This window comes from Bifidobacterium eulemuris, from assembly GCF_014898155.1.
GTDB lineage: Bacteria > Actinomycetota > Actinomycetes > Actinomycetales > Bifidobacteriaceae > Bifidobacterium > Bifidobacterium eulemuris.
In genome coordinates, this window is sequence record NZ_CP062938.1 from 2,583,190 (window position 1) to 2,595,359 (window position 12,170).

Below are 12,170 nucleotides of genomic sequence, written 5' to 3' on the forward strand. Positions count from 1 at the left end.
AGACTTCTGCGGATTCTCATGATGGTTGTAGGACTATCGTATGGCGGGAATGCTGGCCTCCAACGTCCAGAATCCGTTCTCATCCTGTGTGGTCAGCGTGCCGCCGATAGCGCGGAGCTCCGCCTCGTATCGGCGCAAGCCGGTGTGGAGACGGAGACCAATGGATGCGGACGGGTGGGCGTTTCCGATATGGTCGCCGGATGATGAATCTTTCTCGTGCAAAGGAACGTCCTTCACACGCAAGAGAAAACGGTTTGACTCCGATTCGATCGATATGACGTATCCGTATCGCGGATCGGCATGTTTGCGTACGTTCGCGCAACATTCGTTGAAAAGCCCCTGAAGCAGATGGACGGTATCGCTGGCATAGTGGGCGCATGCCAGCGAATGCGGAAGCAGAATCTCGCCGTCGAATCCAAGCGATGTGAAGGCCTTGGTCTGCTGTCCTTCAATCCTTTGGAATACGGCAAGCAGGTCGTCTCGGCTTATGCGGTTAGCGGCGTCCGCTCTGTGTGAAGCGGGGGAGGCGGGGCCGGCAAGGGCGAAGTCCCAGCGAGAGAAGCCGGCGGTTGTAGCGGCTTCGGCATCCTTCATATCGGAGTCGAGCAGTGCGATGAGTTCGTGGGTGTGCGCGTGGGCTTGCTGCAGATGCGTGCGAGCCTGCTGTATGCGCAGGGATGCGTGCTCGTCCTGCGCCGTCCCCATAGCATCGTCAAGCAGGAGCATGGCGTCCGTCACCTCGTTGGATATGGAGTCATGCAGCAGGCGGGATGTCTGTTCGTTGTCCGATTTTCTGCGTAGCGCATTGCCAAGCGCATCGAGTTGCTCTTTTCTGGTCAACAGATGCGCGAAAAGCGCGACACAGAGAAACAGAGGAACGGTGATGGGCATCAGGTTCATCGGCTCATGACTTGGCACAAGTTCCGAAGAATCGATGCGTTCCACGCTGGTGCCGAGGGCGGCGATGATTCCGGCAACGATGGCGGTTGGGAATCCCGCAGGCTCCATACAGTATTCAAGCGCCGCGATGGCAAGGCATACGCTGAAGATCAGCGTGAACGGCATTCCTGTGGCGGCTGTTGGCTGAAGGACTCCCACGCACCAGACGATTATGGTCGTGCAGCTGCCGGCCACCGGCAACAATGCGATAGACAGCACGCAAACGTGCATGAACAGCAGGTACGGAATCGCCGGAGACGTCATCTGCATCGCGGTTGGATTCGTGAGATGAACGGCGGCAAACGAGACGATGATGTTCAACGCGCAGGAAGCAAGCGCGAAGGCCGCTATCCATCGATGTGTGATGAACGGCAGATGGAAGCTTATCCACCTCGAGATCGAGGGGAGCGTGTGGTGGTGCGGCTGTGGACTGGTCATTGTTCGCGAATCCGTTTGAACATGCGAATCGTCTCCGCTTTGCCGTGAAGTCGCATCTTCTTCATCGCATGATTGAGATGGGAGAACACGGTGTTTTCGGAGACCCGAAGCTGTTGGGCGATTTCGCGCGTGGTGAGGTCCTCGGCGTAGCATTCGAGTATCTCTCGCTCGCGTGCGGTCAATGACTGCCGTACCGAGGATTGGATGTTGAGCAGCCGCTCATAGGCTTGGTCGACGGGCAGAAAACCTTGTCCGGGCGGGTAGGGCTGTCCGTCACTGAGCGCATGCAGCGTCTCTTGGAAAATCGGCGATAGCAGACGGTCCTTGCTGAGCAGTGCCTGCGCGCCTGATTCGATCGCCTGGGTCTGATAGTGGGTGAGCGGGTACGCGGTGACGCACAGAATGCTGATTGTGGCGGAACGCGCGCGAATGCGTCGGCAGACCTCTATGCCGGAGATGCCGTTCAGTGAGATGTCGAGCACGATGATATCCGGCTGTTCGCGATCGAATAGACAGTGTTCGAGCGCATGCTGGGCGTTGGTGGTTTTCCATATGACTGAATTGCCGTGTTCACGTTCCGCGAGCATGGCGATCATGTCGAGGGCGCATCGGTCATTGTCGAGTATGCCGATGCGCGTGGCTGGTTCCGACGTTGGACTCATACCTGCATTGTAGACAGGTGTCTCTTCATCCTGCCCGAGCCTCCAAGTTATTATGAGTTCGCTTGTGGCGGCTGTTTGCGAACGCCTATCATGAGCTCAACTTGTGCGGGAGACGTATTGGTTCGTGCCCCGAACACGGGGCGGTGGTTGGAACGCAAAGTGATTGCGGAGGTGTTCGGATGAAACGATATGTTTTAGAATGGGGCGGGTATCTCGTCGTGACGGCGGCGCTTGTCGTGGGAATGAACATCTGTGCGACGTTGCCTGTGACGGCTCAACAGTCGTTGCCGTTCGGATCTTCGACCTGGATGGTGTTGTGGGCGGTGCTGGGCGTATGGTCCGTGGCGTTCATCTATTTGGAACGACGATATCCAAGATCCTATGTCGTTCTTTCGATGTCGGTGTATCTGTTGTCGTGGTTGTCTTGGGGACTGCGGTTTATGGAATGGGGCGATTCCTACGACATGATGATCGACGTGCTGAAATGGTTGTCGAGTGCTGCCGCTTTGGTGGTGCTGGCTGTCGTAATGGCCAGAGGCGGCGAATATGGGGATAAGTAGTGTCGCGGCGTCGGTGTCTCGCCGCTGACGCTACTTGCCCGCAGCCAACCAATCGAGCGCATAGACCTGCTGGATGCCGTCATGTGAGGTGGGGCGTACGTCATCGAGGGTGATCAATGTTTTGGGGTAGTTGTCGCGGATCGAGGAGAATGACGACAATTCGCGTTCAAGAGTCTCCGGATTGTTCACCGATTCGCAGACCTGCCAGTATCGTCGTCCTTGCGGGCCATTGGTGACGAAATCGATTTCGCCTGTGGGTCCTTGCCCAACGAATACCTCTTTGTCTCGGCGAAGCAGTTCGAGATATACGATGTTTTCGAGAATTCTACCGGTGTCGCGAACATTGTTCGAACATAGGATTCGGCGCAATCCCATGTCGACTGCGTAATACTTCTTTTCTCGTTTGAGGATGCGCTTGCCCTTGACGTCGTAGCGATCCGCGGAATAGAGCACGAACGCCGATTCCAGTGCTTCCAGATAAGCGCTGACGGTAGGGGTGGAGACTTTGGTACCCATCGAGGTCAGTGTGTTCGCGATATTGCGGGGCGTGGTCAGATTGCCGATATTGTCGTACAGATACACCACCAAGGTCCGCAGTAATGAGGCGTTCGCGTTGATACGTTGCGAAACGTCTTTGATCAGAATGGTGTTGAGCACGCCATCGAGGTAATCGTGTATGAGATTGTCGTTGCCGTCCAGCTCATTGACCGCGGGAAACGAGCCATCGTGGATATAGTTCGACCACCGACGTTGCTGGGACATTCCGGTGTTTGTGGGCGTGGTGAGATATTCGGCGAACGATAGCGGCAGCATCGAGATCTCCGTATATCGGCCGGATAGGAGGGTGGCCAATGTGCCGCCGAGCAGATTGGCATTCGACCCGGTGATATACAGATCAATGTTGGGGCGCACGTACAGGCTGTCGACGGCCTTCTGGAAATCCGGCACATTCTGGATTTCGTCGATCAGCACATAATGCATTGCATCGTCGGCGCACCGGCTCAGAATCTCATTGTGGAGCGCGTGGTACTCCAGGAGCGGCTCGTTTTCGAGCAGTTCGAGATTGATGTGAATGATGTGGCGTGCGTCGATGCCCTCCTGCTCCTGCAGATAACGCTTCCACAGTTCCATCAGCGTGGATTTGCCGCAGCGTCGCACGCCTGTGATGACTTTGATGACATCCTTGTCTTTCCAAGGCTTCAGCATATCTAGGTAATGCGGCCGCTCGATCATCCTGCACCTCTCGAAATAAAATCTTTTTCAATTATACTCTATAACCGACAGAATAAAAAAATTATTTTCATTCGTTGATGGATTGACCGCTGGTGGAAGATATTTCTATACTAAAATCCTAGTAAAGAAGAGACAGGGGCGGTCATATGCAATACATCTGCCATTATCAATCGCCGCTTGGTGACATTCTGCTGGCCGCGGACGATATCGGCGTGACGGGCCTATGGTTCGATGGACAGAAGTACTACGCCCACAATCTGGCGACTTCCGTCGAAGAGAAGGAGACCGCCGCGCTCGCCGAAGCGAAACGTTGGTTGGATGTCTACTTTTCTGGTAAGGAGCCTGATTTCCAGCCGCCGATTCATTTCGTGGGCACGCCATTCCAATGTGAGGTGTGGGAGATTCTGCAAACCATCCCATACGGGCGGACCGTCACCTACGGTCAGATCGCCCAGCGGCTCGCTGAGCAACGCGGCCTGCCGCACTTCTCATCCCAGGCCGTGGGAGGCGCGGTCGGACATAATCATATTTCGGTTATCGTGCCCTGCCATCGTGTCGTCGGTGCCGACGGCAGCCTGACGGGCTACGCTGGGGGAGTACGGCGGAAAGTCGCGCTGCTCGAACTGGAGCATGCGGATATGGACGCGCTGTATGTTCCCAAGAAGGGTACGGCATTGTAGAACGTGTTGTGGCAGGCATCGCGGAATCGGATATTCCACGGAGGGCGGCATGGTGATGGGTGTTCGTGGGGTTCAACGAGTTGATGATCCGAGGTGCGGCGCTTCATGTTCCTGTGGCGGTCGGCGAGTGGTGTATCGAGAACCGGTGGGCCGCGTCATGCGGCGAACTTGCTGTAGGCGTCGGCGGTTCGGCTGATGCAAGCGCCGAACTCGAACGACGCATGCGCGACGCTTACCGTGCGGTCGCGGCGCTGCAACTGCGCGCATGGAACGTCTCTGCCGGGCAGATTTACTGGATCGTCTGAACTCCAATGCCGTGACGCCGGTGGCGTGACTTTGCGTCGGTGATTGTCTCATCTGCGAAGGATTATGCGGCGGTCTCCCATGGGTTGACGAGGGGGACGCCGGTGTGCTGGAAATCCTTGGTGTTGCGCGTGGCTATGGTGCAGTCGTTGGCTTGGGCGATGGCGGCGATCTGCGCATCGGCCAATCCGACAGGATGTCCGTGTGCGTCCAGGTCGGCTCGGATAAGAGAGCATCGTATGCCGGCGTCAAGGTCGAACGGCAGCATACGCCGCTCATAGCTGCGTAAGGTGCGGGTGATCGCGTTGGACAGCAGAGTGCGTCGCTTTCCCGCCGGCATGCGCCACATGCCGTACATGAGCTCCATGATGGTGATGGAACTGATGAAGGTGTCGTCAAGGTCGATGCTTTCGCACCAGTCGACCATTGCTTGATCTGGCTGTGATTTGTAGAGTTCCGAGACCACGTTGGTGTCGAGCAGGATGCGGTGGGGCTTGCCGTTCATTCGAAATCCACCGGCCTTGGTTGTTCGTTTTTGTCTCGGGGCATGGGCTGGAACTCGTCCTCGTCGATACCTCCCTCAAGAACTTCCTCCCGTATTCTCGTGAAGAAGTCGTACATGCTTTCCTTCGGCTGTTCCACCCATGAGGCGGCGAACTCCTCGAGTACGGAGCGTGCCTGCGCCTCGGTGGAGCGGCCGTTGGCTTTTGCCGCCTTGGCCAGGGTCTCTTTGACGTCTTCGGGAAGTTTGCGAATCAACAGTGATGTGGTCATAATGCCCCTCCTTAGGTTTGATATCACAATGATATCAAAAGGTGGGATTTCTTAGATGTTCACGACGTGTTTCACGCTCAAAAACATGAAGCACGTCGAGGTGCGGAGGATTGGCTAGACTTGCGTAGTATGCCTACATCGGAGAACAGCGGAAAGCGGGTGCGCAAGTCGCCTGAGGAGCGTAAGCGCGAGATACTTGATGCGGCGGTGCGTCTGATCGGCGAACGCGGTTTCAATGGTATTTCGATTCAGGATGTCGCCGACGAGGTGGGAATCTCCAAACAGGGACTGCTGCGTTATGTGGGCAGCAAGGACAATATGTTGGCGATGACGTTCACCGACTACTACGCCACTTCTGGCACGGTGGAGGAGTTCATGGAATCGAAGCTGCCGGGTAGTGATCCGGAGCACCTGCGGTTTCCGTCGTATCTGCGTTTTCTGGTGCGGCATAACGCACAGCGTCGCGAGATGGTGCGTCTGTTCTCCGTGCTGCACACCGAGGCTCTCAATCCGGGGCACCCGCTGTATGACGAATTCAGCGGGCGTAACGACCAGATTTGGCAGGTCTATTCGCTGTATTCGTGGGAGATTCCGCCGCAGATGGGGGACTGGGATCAGTCCATGCGTCCGATTGTACGTAGGGCGATGGAGGCGATGGATGGCGTGCAGCTGCGTTGGCTGAGCGACCCGCCGATCGACTTGTATGACGAATGGCTGGAATTCGAGCGCATGCTGTTCCCCTCGCCGATGTGGGATGGATACCGGTAGGCGTTTGTTGCGGTGGCGAATTAGGTGAGACTGATCGTTTCGGGCGTCGCGGAAAGTCTCTAGCCATGCGGCAGGTATGGGTCGAAATTCAGCCCCGACCTGTGCACGAGGTTCGTCATTAATAAGTGAGCGCGTAATCGTTGTTCGTTTGTCGTAATGGGTGAGCGCGAAACGGTGCCTGCGATCTATTTGTCGTTTTGTCCGGCGTCGGCGCGCATGCGTTCGATCGCCTTTCCCAAGTATCCCATGTCCAGGCCGGCGCGGCGGGCCATCGCCTCGGTGCGGTCCCGGCTGACGCGTTCGAGTTCGTCCTGGATGACGGCGATCTCGCGGTTGAGGCGGGCGGGGTTGGTGGCGGCGATGATCCCCTCGATGCGGCGGCGGGCGTCGTCGACGACGTATCCGCCGCCCCCGGCGGCGCGGTCGGCGGCGTCGTGCTCCAGCACGCGCGCCCACGGGGTGCGGGGCTCGTCGTACACGGTCTTCCTGCGCCCGTCGCGCCCCTGGTCGACGCGCACGGGCTTGCGGGTGGGCGTGAACAGGTTCAGCAGCACGTAGGTCTTCGCCCACAGCCGGTTGAGCAGCTCGCGCTGCTGCGCGGTGTCGTAGCGCCAGTGGAACGCGTATTTCCTGACGACGTGGTTGTTGCGCGACTCGACGGTGGCCTGGTCGTTCTTCCTGTACGGGCGGCTGCGGGTCTGTTCGATGTCCTGTTCGAGCAGCCAGTCGACGAGCTCGTCGTTGATGAACTCGACGCCGTTGTCGGAGTCGAAGCAGGTGACGGGAAACGGGAAGAGCGGCAGGGCGGTGGCGACCGCTGCCTTGATGTTGGATTTGGCATTGTTGCGGGCGGTGACGTTCACGGTCCAGTTCGTCGCGTAGTCCACCATCGTCAGGGTGCGGGCGAACTCGCCCTTCATGCTGGGCCCGCAGTGGGCCACGGTGTCTGCCTCGGCCAGGCCGGGAACGCGGATTGTCTCGTCGGTGCATTTGCGGATCCTGATCGAGTTGCGCATGTGCTCCGCGGCCGGCCGGGTCAGCGACGCGCCCTTCGGCATGGCGGCCTGTTTGAGCGGTCTGAGCCGCCGGTCGATGGTCGACGGACTCATCGCCAGCACCTGGTCCAGCGCGTCGCCGTCGATGCCGTCGAGCTCGCCGTTCGCCAGGAGCGCGGGAATCCACTGGTCGAACATGGCCTTCATGTACGGGCCGCACGGCATGCCCATGAGCAGCCACAGGCGCTCCAGCAGCCGCTGCGCGCCCGCGTCGTACTTCGGCCGCCTGCCCCGCGCCGCGCCTTTCACGGGTTTCTCCCTCTCCGCCTGCGTGAGCAGCCGCCGGGCGGTGGACCTGCCCATCCCGACGGCCTCGAGGCGGTCGAGGATCTCGCCCTTCTGTTTCTTGTCGCCCTTGGCGTACTCCGCCTTGAACCTGTTCGTCAGCCGTTTTCTCGTGGCCATGTCCAGTCTGCCTTCCATAAGGCAAGCATCCCCGCGAACGACGCGGGCCGCGCGGGATTTCGCGCTCATTATTTATGACGAACGGAATCCAATTTCGCGCTCAAACATTACGACGAACGTCGGTGCATCATTACGTGAACGCGCGCTCTAGTATGATTATTCTCAATTGGGTCTGGCTCATATCTAGACTTAGGAGGAGGTGGCATAGTTGCCTGTAATCAGCATGTTTTTTGGCATTATTATCTCGCTGAATACGGCAGATCATAATCCACCGCATATTCATGCGCGGTATCAAGGTCATGAAGCGTCGTTTACGTTTGACGGCGAGATGCTGAATGGTGAGTTGCCTCGTAAACAACGGAAACTGGTTGAAGCATGGGTATTGCTGCATAGCGAGGAATTGGAAGCTAACTGGGAACTTGCCTCAAATCTTGAGCGTCCGTTCACAATTGAGCCTCTTAGATAGGTGAGGGTATTATTATGTCAGTCGATTATGGTGTGAAAGTCGTAGAGTGCGAGCCTTTGCCGGACTATCGGTTGAAGGTGAAATGTTCCGATGGTACGTCGGGCGTGTTCGACATGTCATCGTATATGGATCGCGGGGTGTACCGTCAGATTCGTTCTCCCAAAGTTTTTAATGATGTTCGACTTATATTTGGCGTGCCGACGTGGCTTGGCGATATTGATATTGCTGCCGAGCGCGTACGTTCGGATATGACCGTTGCGTGACGGATGTGCTATGTGTGTGATGGGCTTAATCTGTGGGCAGGAGTCATCTGCCTTTAAAGGAAAGGCTATGTCCAAGAGGGGCGAAGTGCTGAATAGCATATCGCCCTTCCTGGCGTGACTGTGATGCATGCTTGCATGTCACTCATATAATTTCGACTCACGCACGGCTTTATGCGACGTGGATGAGGCGTGCCTCATCCTATTCCTAGAATAGCGTGCCAGCAAGGAAGATGCATGTCTGTAATAAATTCTATATAAGTGAAATGTGATTTGGCGTAAGTTTAAACCGCCGATATGATGAAATCAAATTGTTGTGTGATGAACACAAGGTTGGTAATGGTGCCAAGGAGGGTGGTAGTGGGATATAACGAGCTACTGGCACGAAAAGACAAAACGGGTGCTGTGCAAACATTGCGCGATCATCTGCATGGTGCGGGTCGGCTGGCGGAAAGCTTCGAAGATGAGTTTTCTGCCACGGCAAAAACCGCAGCACTGTTGCACGACTTGGGGAAGGCGACGGAAAAGTTTCAGCGATACCTTCTGTCGGATGATGGACGCAGAGGTGATGTGATTCATGCGTGGCAGGGCGCTTTCGTTGTTAACGATTTTGAGACGGAACCTGGTTCTCAGAAGATTGCGCAAGAGCTACTGGAAATGGTGATTTCACGTCATCATGGAGGATTGCCGGACTGCATTGCGATGAATGGAGATGAGGGATTCTTTGACCGTTTAACGGATGAGACTGAAAGCGATGAGAAATACTCCTATCAAGAAGTTCTCAATAATCTTTCTGAGTTAAATTTGGATACATCTAATATGTTCAGTGAGTCCGTCAAAGACGTTACAGGACTGTTCCGAGCGATGAAAGACAGTGGAGTCTCGACTTGCGACAGCATGTGCTTCTTTCTTGGCCTATACGTGAAATACATTTTTTCTCGCTTGGTGGATGCGGACCGATTGGATGCCGCTTGTTTCGAATCCAAAAGGACGTATGTTCCTAATGAGGCCGACTGGGAAGCGTTGCTTGAACGTTTCCAAAAAAATCTGAGTGCGTTCGATTCCTCATCGGAAATCGGTGCGGTCAGAAAGAGGGTTTCTGATTTATGCCGCGAAGCAAGTGGGCGGCGGACAGGCATATACAAGCTGTCCGTACCCACCGGGGGAGGCAAGACATTATCTTCATTGAACTTCGCGCTTCATCATGCGCTGAAAACCGGTAAGAGGCGCATCATTTACGTTATCCCATTCCTTTCGATTACCGCACAAACCTCCAAAGTGTTCCGAGATATTCTCGATTTGGATGATGACGGTGATGTCCTTCTTGAGCATTACTCCAGTGTGGGCATGGACGATGAATCGGCTGTCGGGCGCAAATTAAGTGAAGTCGAACGAGAAAGCGAGGATGAGGGGGAGCGCCAGCGGAAGTTAGCCGCCGAGCGATGGGACAGCCCTATCATCGTCACCACTATGGTCCAGTTCTTGGAAACGGTGATGTCCGCGAAGGGAACCAAGCTTCGTAAGTTTCATAACATGACTGATAGCGTGATTATTTTTGATGAGATTCAATCGCTACCGACGAACACCATCAACCTGTTCAACGAAGTGGTGAGCTTCCTTTCCTCGATGCTGGGATGCACGATCCTGTTGTGCTCCGCCACCCAGCCACTGCTGGAACGGACAGAGCGGAAGAACCTATTGCTGTCGGATCATCCGGAATTAATCGAGGTTCCCGAAGGCGACGTTGCGAAACTGAAACGGACCAATATTGTGGCATCGGTAGAACAGAAGACGTGCGACGAATTGGCCTCGATCGTTCTTGAGCGCGCTCGCGAAAATGGTAACTGCCTCGCCATCGTCAACTTGAAATCCGAAGCGGAGAATATTTGTCGTGCACTACGTGAACTTGATGACCGACATGAGTTTGAAATCGTGCACCTCAGTACTTCGATGTGTGGCAAACATCGAATGGACAAACTCAACCATGTGCGGGCATTGCTGGATGGTGAATCGCGCTCGCGGGTGATTTGCGTCAGTACACAGCTGATTGAAGCGGGCGTCGATATTTCGTTTTCCTGTGTGGTGCGTGCGATGGCTGGACTCGACAGCATTCTGCAGGCCGCCGGTCGATGCAACCGTAACGGTGAATCCTCGGAAGCAAAAAGTGTGTATGTGTACCCAGTGAAAGACGAAACTGGGCTGAACAATCTGAAAGATATACAAACCGGTAAGGAGCTTACGGATCAGTTGGTTCGAGAGTATCCGAACGAAGACCTTCTTTCGAAGGGAATGCTTGAAGAGTATTACGGCAGATTCCTCGCTCGCTTACAGGAGAGGCCTGACGCGATGGATTACGCGCTGCCTGGAGGGGAATCGAAAACCGCGTATGGGCTGCTTTCGTTCAATACACGTGGACGTGGGGAATATAGGAATCGTCACGATGGTGGGGAATATCCATATGCGTTCGCGCAAGGTTTCAAGACGGTGAATGATGGCTTCCATGTGATTCCGAATCTTACGAAGGATATCGTGGTGCGGTACGGTCGTGCGTCGGAACTGCTTGATCGGCTTGCGGATCTTGACGATTTACGTGAGAAAGTACGTGTGCTCCGGCTGCTGCAGCAGTATTCAGTGTCACTGTTCGACCGCGATTTCGATCTTCTGTATCAGAAGCGCGCGTTTATTTTGGTGAATAAGGAGTTTAACATCTATGCGCTCGACTCGAGTTACTACGACGACGTATATGGTGTGCTGAGAGAGTCGGAGATGCCTGTGATGATGATCTAGAAAACATTATTCGACATGCGTGGGTAAAAAAATACCTATCGCGGATAAAGGCTGTATGTTGGAGATTAATCATTTTCGGGCAGTGAAGCTCAGCGAACGGGAAAGAAGGATGGGAGATGCGTGAATCGGCTTTTGTGAAACACCGGAATTCTATCGACTACGAGGTCGATGCCAGATATGCATTATTCTCAGATGTCGCCACTCGAATCGGCGGTGAAAAATGCTCATATCAAGTGCCTACGTATCAGGCGCTCAAAGGCATCACTGAAAGCATTTATTGGAAACCCACGATTATATGGGTGATTGATGCCGTGCGCATCATGAACAAAATACAAACAGAAGGCAAGGGGGTCCGGCCAATCAAAATGAGCGGCGGCAATGAATTGTCTTATTACACATACCTCAAAGACGTACGGTACCAGGTGCGAGCGCATTTCGAATGGAACGAGCAGCGCAAAGACCTTATTGCGGACCGCAACGAGAATAAACATCATCAGATTGCCCTGCGTTCAGTCGCTCGCGGAGGGAGGCGGGATATCTTCCTCGGAACGAGAGAATGCCAAGGATACGTCGAGTCATGCGAATTCGGCTCCGGAGAGGGATTCTATGACGGTTACGGTGATTTGAGCCTCGGATACATGTCCTATGGGTTCTCGTACCTCGATGAAAATCCGCAGCATGATTTCATTGCGCAGTTCTGGTCTCCGGTTATGCGCGATGGCGTCATAGAATTCGTGCGTCCCGACTCTGACCTGCTTGATTGTCACGTCATTCGCGAGAAGCAGGCGGTGAAGAAATTTGTGGTGGGGGAGAACCTCACCTTGGCGGAGGATGAGTGAT

At 55.1% G+C, this 12,170-nt stretch carries 14 protein-coding genes; 8 read left to right on the forward strand and 6 right to left on the reverse strand.

Annotation, left to right across the window (positions count from 1 at the left end; genetic code table 11):
* Positions 1-33: 33 nt before the first annotated feature.
* Positions 34-1,377, reverse strand: a complete 1,344-nt coding sequence (locus BE0216_RS10550; protein WP_094637710.1) for a sensor histidine kinase — start codon at positions 1,375-1,377, stop codon at positions 34-36.
* Positions 1,374-2,039 carry a response regulator transcription factor gene (locus BE0216_RS10555; RefSeq protein WP_094637709.1) on the reverse strand — a complete coding sequence of 222 codons (666 nt, stop codon included), beginning with the start codon at positions 2,037-2,039 and terminating at the stop codon, positions 1,374-1,376. Before BE0216_RS10555 ends, BE0216_RS10550 begins: the two co-directional genes overlap by 4 nt.
* A 179-nt stretch (positions 2,040-2,218) precedes the next feature.
* On the opposite strand from BE0216_RS10555, the gene BE0216_RS10560 reads away from it, so the two are divergent.
* On the forward strand, positions 2,219-2,599 hold the full coding sequence (locus BE0216_RS10560; protein WP_094637708.1) for a hypothetical protein: 381 nt from the start codon (positions 2,219-2,221) through the stop codon (positions 2,597-2,599).
* 30 nt (positions 2,600-2,629) lie between these two features.
* On the opposite strand, the gene BE0216_RS10565 is transcribed toward BE0216_RS10560, so the two are convergent.
* Positions 2,630-3,805 carry an ATP-binding protein gene (locus BE0216_RS10565; RefSeq protein WP_158217251.1) on the reverse strand — a complete coding sequence of 392 codons (1,176 nt, stop codon included), beginning with the start codon at positions 3,803-3,805 and terminating at the stop codon, positions 2,630-2,632.
* A gap of 173 nt (positions 3,806-3,978) precedes the next feature.
* On the opposite strand from BE0216_RS10565, the gene BE0216_RS10570 reads away from it, so the two are divergent.
* Both BE0216_RS10570 and BE0216_RS10575 read left to right on the forward strand, forming a co-directional pair.
* Entirely contained in the window at positions 3,979-4,512 is a 534-nt protein-coding gene (locus BE0216_RS10570; RefSeq protein ID WP_094637706.1) for a methylated-DNA--[protein]-cysteine S-methyltransferase, read from the forward strand.
* A 65-nt stretch (positions 4,513-4,577) separates the two neighbouring features.
* The gene (locus BE0216_RS10575) at positions 4,578-4,817 is read left to right on the forward strand and encodes a hypothetical protein (protein WP_143249343.1); all 240 of its coding nucleotides are present in this window, start codon (positions 4,578-4,580) and stop codon (positions 4,815-4,817) included.
* A gap of 62 nt (positions 4,818-4,879) precedes the next feature.
* Here the strand turns inward: BE0216_RS10575 and BE0216_RS10580 are convergent, their stop codons facing one another.
* Complete coding sequence (locus BE0216_RS10580; RefSeq protein ID WP_094636787.1) at positions 4,880-5,320, reverse strand: type II toxin-antitoxin system VapC family toxin; 441 nt, start codon at positions 5,318-5,320, stop codon at positions 4,880-4,882.
* The gene (locus tag BE0216_RS10585; RefSeq protein WP_094636788.1) at positions 5,317-5,589 is read right to left on the reverse strand and encodes a FitA-like ribbon-helix-helix domain-containing protein; all 273 of its coding nucleotides are present in this window, start codon (positions 5,587-5,589) and stop codon (positions 5,317-5,319) included. Before BE0216_RS10585 ends, BE0216_RS10580 begins: the two co-directional genes overlap by 4 nt.
* 129 nt (positions 5,590-5,718) lie before the next feature.
* Between BE0216_RS10585 and BE0216_RS10590 the strand changes: the two genes are divergently transcribed.
* A complete protein-coding gene (locus BE0216_RS10590) occupies positions 5,719-6,357 on the forward strand; it encodes a TetR/AcrR family transcriptional regulator (RefSeq protein ID WP_094637704.1) in 639 nt (212 codons plus the stop codon).
* Positions 6,358-6,542: 185 nt separating this feature from the next.
* Here the strand turns inward: BE0216_RS10590 and BE0216_RS10595 are convergent, their stop codons facing one another.
* Complete coding sequence (locus BE0216_RS10595; protein WP_226805655.1) at positions 6,543-7,817, reverse strand: integrase catalytic domain-containing protein; 1,275 nt, start codon at positions 7,815-7,817, stop codon at positions 6,543-6,545.
* A 208-nt stretch (positions 7,818-8,025) separates the two neighbouring features.
* On the opposite strand from BE0216_RS10595, the gene BE0216_RS10600 reads away from it, so the two are divergent.
* The 4 genes from BE0216_RS10600 (at position 8,026) to cas5c (ending at position 12,169) form a co-directional block, all read left to right on the forward strand.
* Positions 8,026-8,283 (forward strand): DUF4160 domain-containing protein, encoded by a 258-nt coding sequence (locus BE0216_RS10600; protein ID WP_193042861.1) that lies wholly within the window; start codon positions 8,026-8,028, stop codon positions 8,281-8,283.
* Positions 8,284-8,297: 14 nt separating this feature from the next.
* Positions 8,298-8,546 carry a DUF2442 domain-containing protein gene (locus BE0216_RS10605; RefSeq protein ID WP_094637787.1) on the forward strand — a complete coding sequence of 83 codons (249 nt, stop codon included), beginning with the start codon at positions 8,298-8,300 and terminating at the stop codon, positions 8,544-8,546.
* A gap of 357 nt (positions 8,547-8,903) precedes the next feature.
* On the forward strand, positions 8,904-11,330 hold the full coding sequence (cas3, locus tag BE0216_RS10610; RefSeq protein ID WP_319020632.1) for a CRISPR-associated helicase Cas3': 2,427 nt from the start codon (positions 8,904-8,906) through the stop codon (positions 11,328-11,330).
* A gap of 116 nt (positions 11,331-11,446) precedes the next feature.
* Positions 11,447-12,169, forward strand: coding sequence for a type I-C CRISPR-associated protein Cas5c (gene cas5c, locus BE0216_RS10615; protein WP_094637788.1), 723 nt, complete (start codon positions 11,447-11,449; stop codon positions 12,167-12,169).
* Position 12,170 lies beyond the last annotated feature (1 nt).